Below are 8,319 nucleotides of genomic sequence, written 5' to 3' on the forward strand. Positions count from 1 at the left end.
GAGGACATGAGGAGTTCACTCAGAGGGGCGGTCGTCGCGGGGCTCGCGGCGCTGGGCCTGCTGGCGACGGCGACCCCGCCCGCACACGCGGCGACCGGGTTCGACCGGTGTCCGTCGGGGCGGTTCTGCCTGTTCGACAACCGCGACGGTACGGGGGCGATGGTCTCGTTCACGACGAGCGCGGCGTCCCTGGGGACCTTCGACAACAAGGCGCAGTCGGCGCGCAACCGCACCGGCAAGTACGTGAACATCTACACGCAGCAGAGCTACCGGGAGGGTGACCCGACCCGGAACGATGCCACCCTGTTCATCGAACCCGACGGCGCTCGTGAGGGCATCGACCTGACCTACGTCGACAAGATGTCCAACAACGTGAGCTCCGTTCGGATCGCTTCGACGGAGCACGAGGTCATGACGGGTCTCCCGTACATGCCGTGGTACTCGCCCTCGACGTACGGGCAGCCGCGCGCCGCCCAGCCCGTCGGCGACCTCAACCGGGACGGCGTCACCGACCTGCTCTTCCGCACCCTCACCGGCGCGCTCTATTTCCAGCGCGGCGACGGCAGCGCCACCTCTATCGGTGTCGGCTGGAACTCGATGAACGTCCTCCAGCGGCACGGCGACCGCGACGGCGACGGCGCCGAGGACATCGTCACCCGAGACGGCAACGGTGTGCTGTGGATGTACCCGGGCAACGGCATGGGCGGTCTCAAGCCGCGCGTGCAGATCGGCGTCGGCTGGTCGACCCTGCGCAACATCACCGCCGTGGGCGACTTCAACGGCGACGGCCGCCGCGGAGACGTCGTCACCAACGACTCGAGCGGCCGCCTCTGGCTGTTCGCGGGCCGTTCCAACGGCACTCTGGAGCCGCGCAAGCAGATCGGCTCGTCGGGCTGGCAGGGCATGACCGCACTCGTCGGCGCCGGCGACATGAACAGCGACGGCAAGAACGATCTCGTGGCCCGCGACGGGTCCGGGAGACTGTGGCTGTACCCCGGCAAGGGGAACGGCGCCATGGGGCCGCGTCAGCAGATCGGGGTGGGCTGGAAGACCTTCGGCCGGATCTTCGGCCTTGGCGACGTGAACGCGGACGGCCGTCGTGGCGACCTGTTCGCACTCCACGCGCCCTATCTGTCGCTGTACACGAACAACGGGCTCAGCCGGCTGAGCGCCTCGTACACGGACTACGGCTGGGACACCCGCGAGACCGCCTTCTGACCCCTCGTACGACAAAGAGATAGGGGGGCGCGGCCGACCCGGCCGCGCCCCCTCTCCCGTACCCGACCTCACCCCGGCAACGTCGCCGGACTCCCCCCGTTCGCCTCGTACCCCGCCACCGCCAGGTTCCGGTACACCACGTACTCCGCCGCCGGATCGTGCGTCGTCGTCCACGGGAGCGCGCCGACGTGGCCGTCGACGTGGACCAACTGGTGCATGGCCTCCGCCCAGCGTTCCGCGCGGACCAGGAAGAGGACCAGCAGGTGGCGGACGTGGGGGAGCATCGGGTCGTCGGGGCGGGCCGAGTTGACCGCGTACAGCGCGCCCTCCATCGCCTTCGTGACGACCTCGCTGCGGTAGAAGCCCTGCACCAGGTTGACCTCGGGCAGGTGCTCGTACACCGCGAACAGCGGCAGCGCCGCGAGCAGCGAGCCGTGCGGGGCGCGGGCCGCCGACGTCGTCGCGAAGTGGTCGGCCTCCTCGCGGGAGCCGTGCCACTTCTCGCACCAGTACTGCAGCGCCGCCAGATGCCCGCCCATGTGCTGCGGGGCCCGGTCGATGACCTGCGCCCACACCTGGTCGAACTGCTCCGGCGGGTAGCCGAGCCCGCGCGCCACGGCCAGCTCGACGATGTACGGGACGGGGTCGCCGGGGGCGAGCAGCGCCGCCTCGCCGCAGGCCTTCCGCGCCTCCTCCAGGATGATCCGGAACTCGTCCGTCCCGGCCGTCGAGGACCGCCACGCCTGCTGCACCAGGAACTCCGCGTGCACCGCCGCGCCGCCCGCGTCCTTCGGCTGCTCCGCGCGCCAGGCCCGCAGCCACGCCCCGCCGACGCCCGGGCGCTCCTTCAGCTCCAGCGAGGCCGCGCCGGCGAACGCCTGGACCCGCTGCCAGCGCAGCTCGTCCGCCTTGTCGGTGCCGGCCAGCAGCTGCGCCGCCGCCCGCCAGTCCTGGGTCTGCTGCACGACGTCGAGGACGTCCAGCAGGTCGTGGTCGTCGCCGGGCATCCGGACGTCCTGCTGCTCCTGCCGCAGGAAGCCGTACGCCTCGGGGTCGGCGGCGTCCGGCGATCCGGGCATCGCGAGACGGATGCCGCCGCGCCTGCGCAACAGGAACGGACCGAGGACCGCGAACAGCATCGCCATCGCGAGCAGGAACCACAGAATCTCCATGCGTCCATTGTCCAGGACACCCGATGAGACGACGGGCGGCGGTGCACCCCTCTCGGGACTACGCTCCTGACTCATGAGCGACCAGCACACCCACCAGAGCTTCGAGACCCGCGCGATCCACGCGGGCAACACCGCCGACCCGCTGACCGGCGCGGTCGTCCCGCCCATCTACCAGGTGTCCACCTACAAGCAGGACGGCGTGGGCGGGCTGCGCGGCGGTTACGAGTACAGCCGCAGCGCCAACCCCACCCGGACCGCGCTGGAGGAGAACCTCGCCGCCCTCGAGGGCGGCCGCCGCGGTCTCGCCTTCGCGTCCGGCCTGGCGGCCGAGGACTGCCTGCTGCGCACCCTGCTCGTCCCCGGCGACCACGTGGTGATCCCGAACGACGCGTACGGCGGCACCTTCCGGCTCTTCGCCAAGGTCGTCCAGCGCTGGGGCGTCGACTTCTCCGTGGCGGACACCTCCGACATCGAGTCGGTGCGCGCCGCGGTCAACGAGCGGACCAAGCTGATCTGGGTCGAGACGCCCTCCAACCCGCTGCTCGGCATCACCGACATCGCGGCGGTCGCGGGCGTGGCCCGCCAGGCCGGCGCGAAGCTGGTCGTCGACAACACCTTCGCCTCGCCCTACCTCCAGCAGCCGCTGTCGCTCGGCGCGGACGTCGTCGTGCACTCCCTGACCAAGTACATGGGCGGCCACTCCGACGTCGTCGGCGGCGCGCTGGTCACCGCCGACGAGGCGCTCGGCGAGGAGCTCGCGTACCACCAGAACGCGATGGGCGCGGTCGCCGGGCCGTTCGACTCGTGGATCGTGCTGCGCGGCATCAAGACCCTCGCCGTCCGCATGGACCGGCACAGCGAGAACGCGGCCCGCGTCGTCGAGATGCTGACCCAGCACCCGAAGGTCACCAAGGTCCTCTACCCGGGGCTGCCGGACCACCCGGGCCACGAGATCGCCGTGAAGCAGATGAAGGACTTCGGCGGCATGGTGTCCTTCCAGGTCGAGGGCGGCGAGCAGGCGGCCGTCGACGTCTGCAACCGGGCGAAGCTCTTCACGCTCGGCGAGTCGCTGGGCGGCGTGGAGTCGCTGATCGAGCACCCGGGCCGGATGACGCACGCGAGCGTCGCGGGCTCGGCCCTGGAGGTCCCGGCGGACCTCGTCCGTCTCTCCGTCGGCATCGAGAACGTCGAGGACCTGCTCGCCGACCTGCGCCAGGCGCTGGGCTAGCAGCAGCGAGGCACGGGGTCGGGCGCTCCCTCCGCGCGGCGTCCGGCCCCCGTGCTCACCAGCCCTCCAGCGGGGGCGTCGTGCCCATCGGCGGGACCTCCCACGGGCGGGCCACGGACGCCCAGACGACGAACGCGAGGACGGCCGCGGCGAGCAGCGCCCACCCGACGCGGCGCAGCGCGCGCTCGCGGTGCAGCAGCCGGCCGCCGCGCTCCACGGCCCGCTCGGCGAGGTCGGCCGGCAGGACCGGATGCCCCGCGTCCAGCATGTGCCGGACCTCGTCGTCGCGTCTGTCCCGGGGCGGGCTCACGACGCCGCCCTGCCTTCACCGGCCGTACGGCGCAGGGCCGCCACCGACCGGGCGCAGACCGACCGGACCCGTTCCACCGGCAGCCCCAGCATCGCGGCGGTCTGCTCCTCCGCCACCCCCTCGTACAGCCGCAGCACCACGATCAGCCGTTCTTGCGGGGTCAGCCGGGACAGTACGCCGCCGTGCCCGCGGTGATGCCGCCAGCCGGCGCGCGCGAAGCGGGCGGCGAGGTCGGTGCGGGTGCGGTCGTACGGGTCCTCGCCGCGCAGCCGGTCCCAGTGGGCGTACGTGTGCGCCAGCGAGGCGGTCAGCAGGGCGTGGGCGCGCGGGTTGCGAGCGGGGGGCTCGGCGGTGAGCAGCGTCGCGGCATGCAGCAGCCGGCCGCCGGCTCCCGCCACGAAGGCCTCGAACTCGCGTGTACGGCGGTGCTGTTGACCGCCGTGCCGATCCTGCCGATCTGCCACGTCCTCATCTTGAGGACAGGGGTGCGGTTCAGGTCAATACGCGCGCGATGACGGTCAGGACTCGGCCGTCGCCGTCGCCGCCTCCGCCTGCGCGGGCAGACCCGACTGGCGTGCGGACAGAGCCGAGTTGAACCGGGTGAGCAGCGTGCAGAACGACTCCCGCTCGTCCGGCGTCCAGCCGTCCGTGACCTGGGCCATCAGCTCGCGCCGCGAGGAGCGGACCTCCTCCAGGCGGGCCTGGCCGCGCGGCGACAGCTGGAGCACGACCGCGCGCCCGTCCTCGGGGTGCGAGGTGCGCTTGACCAGGCCGGTGTCGACGAGCGGGGCGACCTGGCGGGTGACCGTGGAGGAGTCGATCCCCATGCCCGCGGCGAGCGCCTTGACGCCCATCGGGCCTTCCTGGTCGAGGCGGTTGAGGAGCAGGTAGGCGGCGCGGTCCATGGAGTTGCGGAGCTGGCCGGTACCGCCGAGCCGGGTCTGTTCGGCGCGGCGCGCGAAGACGGCCACCTGGTGCTGGAGGGCATCGAGGAGACCGGGGTCGAGCGCAGTCGTCATGTCCTGAGACGTGGGCATGGCTGTGGGGGCTCTCTCGTGCGTGGTCGGTTGGTGGGGGACAGAGTACGCGTGCGGGCCGGGGTGCGTACCGGGGCTGCGCAAACCCGCCCGGACGCGTGGTCTCCCGGCGGCCGGAGGGGCGGTGAGCTGGGAGACTTGCGGTCATGAGCTACCGTGCGCCTGGCCCCTTGCACCCCTTGATCCTCGACGACGTGCGCGGGGCGCAGAAGATGCTCTCGGGGGTCGCCCGGATGACCGCGATGGAGGGCAGCCGGTACCTCTCGTCGCTGGTCGGGGCCCCGGTGCACCTCAAGTGCGAGAACCTGCAGCGGACCGGCTCGTTCAAGCTGCGCGGCGCGTACGTGCGGATCGCCGGGCTGCGTCCCGAGCAGAAGGCGTCCGGGGTCGTCGCCGCGTCGGCCGGCAACCACGCGCAGGGCGTCGCGCTCGCCTCCTCCCTGCTCGGGGTGCACGCGACGGTGTTCATGCCGGTCGGCGCGCCGCTGCCGAAGGTGGCGGCGACCCGCGACTACGGCGCGGACGTGCGGCTGACCGGCCACGTCGTCGACGAGACGCTCGCGGCGGCGGAGCGGTACGCGCAGGAGACCGGGGCGGTGTTCATCCACCCCTTCGACCACCCGGACATCATCGCCGGGCAGGGCACGGTCGGCCTGGAGATCCTGGAGCAGTGCCCGGAGGTCCGCACGATCGTCGTGGGCGTCGGCGGCGGCGGGCTCGCGGCGGGGGTCGGGCTCGCGGTGAAGTCGGTGCGGCCGGACGTGAAGGTGATCGGCGTACAGGCGGAGGGCGCGGCCGCGTACCCGCCGTCCCTTGCGCTCGGCCACCCCGTCTCGATCGACTCCCCGACCACGATGGCGGACGGGATCAAGGTGGGCCGGCCCGGCGAGGTGCCGTTCCGGATCGTCCAGGAGTACGTGGACGAGGTCCGGACGGTCTCCGAGGACGCACTGTCCTCCGCCCTGCTGCTCTGCCTGGAGCGGGCGAAGCTGGTGGTCGAGCCGGCCGGGGTGAGCCCGGTCGCGGCGCTGCTGAGCGACCCGCGGTCGTTCCAGGGGCCGGTGGTGGCGGTGCTGTCCGGCGGCAACGTGGACCCGCTGGTGCTGCAGCGGATCCTGCGGCACGGCATGGCGGCGGGCGGCCGCTATCTGAGCCTGCGGCTGCGGGTGCCGGACCGGCCGGGGGTGCTGGCGAACCTGCTCGGCGTGCTGTCGGAGGCGGACGCGAACGTCCTCGACGTGGGCCATGTACGGACCGACCCGCGCCTGGGCCTGACGGAGGTCGAGGTGGAGCTGCACCTGGAGACGAAGGGTCCGGAGCACTGCGCGGAGGTGGAGACGGCGCTGCGCGAGGCGGGCTACGCGGTGATAGGCGGCTGACCCGAGCCAGAGGCCTTCCCCTGTCCTTGTGAGTCGCGATGTATCGCGTTACGGTGTGGCCCAGGTCACCAATTCGCTGGCCGCGAGGCGTCCGGCGTACCTAGACTTGGGCGGGAAACGCCCGAATCCCTGGGAGAACCCACATGCCAGGCGCGATATACGCCGAAGGTCTTGTGAAGACCTTCGGTGACGTACGAGCTCTGGACGGCGTCGACCTCGATGTGCCCGAGGGCACGGTCCTGGGCCTGCTCGGCCCGAACGGCGCGGGCAAGACCACAGCGGTACGCGTGCTCACGACGCTCCTCCAGCCCGACAGCGGCCGCGCGGTCGTCGCCGGGATCGACGTGCTCAAGCACCCCAACCAAGTACGGCGCTCCATCGGCCTCTCCGGCCAGTTCGCCGCCGTCGACGAATACCTGACCGGCCGCGAGAACCTGCAGATGGTCGGACAGCTCTACCAGATGAAGGCCAAGGCGGCGAAGGTCCGCGCGGGGGAGCTGCTGGAGCGCTTCGGCCTCGCCGACGCCGCCGACCGGCCCGCCAAGACGTACTCCGGCGGCATGCGCCGTCGGCTCGACCTCGCGGCCGCCCTGGTCGTCTCGCCGCCCGTGATGTTCATGGACGAGCCGACCACCGGCCTCGACCCGCGAAACCGGCAGGCGCTCTGGGAGGTCATCCAGGAGCTGGTCGCGGGCGGCACGACCCTGCTCCTGACGACCCAGTACCTGGAGGAGGCCGACCACCTGGCGCACGACATCTGCGTCATCGACCGCGGCAAGGTCATCGCCCGCGGCACGTCGGACGAGCTCAAGGCCCAGACCGGCGGCGAGCGCGTCGAGGTCGTCGTCCACCAGCCCGAGCAGATCGACCCGGCCCGGGACGTCCTCGCGCGCTACGGGCTCGCCGGCATCGGCCACAGCGAGGTCGGCGTCGAGCAGCACACCCGCAAGCTGACCGTGCCCGTCACCGGCGGCGCGAAGCTGCTCGCCGAGGTCATCCGCGATCTCGACACCGTCGGCGTCGAGATCGACGACATCGGCCTGCGCCGCCCCACCCTCGACGACGTCTTCATCTCGCTGACCGGCCATGTGGCCGAGCAGGCGGACGAGGAGGAGAACGGCGGACCCAAGGACGCCCGACCCGGCGGCCGCGGCCGGAAGGAGGCGGCCAAGTGACCGCAGTGACCGACGCCGTCACGACCCCGGCGCAGAAGCCGCGCGGCGCCATCGCCCAGTCGATCGGCGACTCGCTGGTCGTCGCCAAGCGCAACCTGATCCGGATGACCCGTATCCCGGAGATGGTCATCTTCGGGCTGATCCAGCCGATCATGTTCGTGGTGCTGTTCAGCTACGTGTTCGGCGGCTCCATGAACATCGGCGGCTCGACCTCCCCGGAGGTCTACCGCGAGTTCCTGATGGCGGGCATCTTCGCCCAGACCGTCACCTTCGCCACGGCCGGCGCGGGCGCGGGCATCGCCGACGACATGCACAAGGGCCTCATCGACCGCTTCCGGTCGCTGCCCATGGCCCGCGGCGCGGTCCTGACCGGCCGCACCCTCGCGGACCTCGTGCAGACCATGCTCACTCTTGTCGTCCTCGCGATCGTCGCCCTGCTGGTCGGCTGGCGCATCCACGAGGGCGTCCCCAAGGCGCTCGGCGCGTTCGCGCTGCTGCTCCTGCTCGGCTACGCCTTCTCCTGGATCGGCGCGCTGATCGGCCTCTCGGTCCGCACGCCGGAGGCGGCGACGTCCGGCGGCCTGATCTGGCTGTTCCCGGTCACGTTCATCTCGAACGCGTTCGTGGACTCCAGCCAGATGCCGTCCTGGCTCCAGCCGATCGCCGAATGGAACCCGTTCAGCGCGACCGTCCAGGCCTGCCGCGAACTCTTCGGCAACCCGGGCGTCTCCCCGTCGGACGCCTGGCCGATGCAGTATCCGGTGTGGGCGTCGCTGATCTGGTCGGTCCTGATCATCGTG

Annotated in this window: 9 protein-coding genes; 5 read left to right on the plus strand and 4 right to left on the minus strand. The window is 71.9% G+C overall.

Going from position 1 to position 8,319, the window contains the following annotated elements; genetic code table 11:
- Window positions 1-1,218 (plus strand): FG-GAP-like repeat-containing protein (locus tag VIU94_RS31540; RefSeq protein ID WP_331916634.1); only part of this gene is annotated, 1,218 nt, incomplete at its 5' end.
- 68 nt (window positions 1,219-1,286) lie between these two features.
- Here VIU94_RS31540 and VIU94_RS31545 read toward each other — a convergent pair.
- Window positions 1,287-2,390 carry a hypothetical protein gene (locus tag VIU94_RS31545; RefSeq protein WP_331916636.1) on the minus strand — a complete coding sequence of 368 codons (1,104 nt, stop codon included), beginning with the start codon at window positions 2,388-2,390 and terminating at the stop codon, window positions 1,287-1,289.
- A 73-nt stretch (window positions 2,391-2,463) separates the two neighbouring features.
- On the opposite strand from VIU94_RS31545, the gene VIU94_RS31550 reads away from it, so the two are divergent.
- On the plus strand, window positions 2,464-3,618 hold the full coding sequence (locus VIU94_RS31550) for a cystathionine gamma-synthase (RefSeq protein WP_331916638.1): 1,155 nt from the start codon (window positions 2,464-2,466) through the stop codon (window positions 3,616-3,618).
- Window positions 3,619-3,673: 55 nt separating this feature from the next.
- Here VIU94_RS31550 and VIU94_RS31555 read toward each other — a convergent pair whose 3' ends face one another.
- Genes VIU94_RS31555 through VIU94_RS31565 form a run of 3 tightly spaced genes read right to left on the minus strand, consistent with a single transcriptional unit; the run spans window position 3,674 to window position 4,965 of the window.
- A complete protein-coding gene (locus VIU94_RS31555) occupies window positions 3,674-3,928 on the minus strand; it encodes a hypothetical protein (protein WP_331916640.1) in 255 nt (84 codons plus the stop codon).
- Entirely contained in the window at window positions 3,925-4,392 is a 468-nt protein-coding gene (locus VIU94_RS31560) for a sigma factor-like helix-turn-helix DNA-binding protein (protein ID WP_331916642.1), read from the minus strand. The genes VIU94_RS31555 and VIU94_RS31560 overlap by 4 nt, the downstream gene beginning before the upstream one ends.
- 54 nt (window positions 4,393-4,446) lie before the next feature.
- Window positions 4,447-4,965: a MarR family winged helix-turn-helix transcriptional regulator gene (locus VIU94_RS31565; protein WP_331916644.1), complete on the minus strand. Its 519-nt coding sequence runs from the start codon at window positions 4,963-4,965 to the stop codon at window positions 4,447-4,449.
- A 146-nt stretch (window positions 4,966-5,111) separates the two neighbouring features.
- Here VIU94_RS31565 and ilvA point away from each other — a divergent pair, with 146 nt between their 5' ends.
- The 3 genes from ilvA to VIU94_RS31580 form a co-directional block, all read left to right on the plus strand.
- Window positions 5,112-6,344 carry a threonine ammonia-lyase gene (ilvA, locus tag VIU94_RS31570; protein WP_331916646.1) on the plus strand — a complete coding sequence of 411 codons (1,233 nt, stop codon included), beginning with the start codon at window positions 5,112-5,114 and terminating at the stop codon, window positions 6,342-6,344.
- Window positions 6,345-6,487: 143 nt separating this feature from the next.
- Window positions 6,488-7,519, plus strand: coding sequence for an efflux ABC transporter ATPase subunit, DrrA-related (locus VIU94_RS31575; RefSeq protein ID WP_331916648.1), 1,032 nt, complete (start codon window positions 6,488-6,490; stop codon window positions 7,517-7,519).
- A partial coding sequence (locus tag VIU94_RS31580; protein ID WP_331916649.1) for an ABC transporter permease occupies window positions 7,516-8,319 on the plus strand: 804 nt, incomplete at its 3' end. The genes VIU94_RS31575 and VIU94_RS31580, both read left to right, overlap by 4 nt.

The sequence above is a fragment of the Streptomyces sp. genome, assembly GCF_036566765.1.
Classification (GTDB): Bacteria; Actinomycetota; Actinomycetes; order Streptomycetales; family Streptomycetaceae; genus Streptomyces.

Excerpts from the sequence above, each read along its gene's own strand:
- VIU94_RS31545 (WP_331916636.1), bottom strand. The coding sequence starts at position 2,390 with ATGGAGATTCTGTGGTTCCTGCTCGCGATGGCGATGCTGTTCGCGGTC.
- VIU94_RS31550 (WP_331916638.1), top strand. The coding sequence starts at position 2,464 with ATGAGCGACCAGCACACCCACCAGAGCTTCGAGACCCGCGCGATCCAC.
- VIU94_RS31565 (WP_331916644.1), bottom strand. The coding sequence starts at position 4,965 with ATGCCCACGTCTCAGGACATGACGACTGCGCTCGACCCCGGTCTCCTC.
- ilvA (WP_331916646.1), top strand. The coding sequence starts at position 5,112 with ATGAGCTACCGTGCGCCTGGCCCCTTGCACCCCTTGATCCTCGACGAC.
- VIU94_RS31575 (WP_331916648.1), top strand. The coding sequence starts at position 6,488 with ATGCCAGGCGCGATATACGCCGAAGGTCTTGTGAAGACCTTCGGTGAC.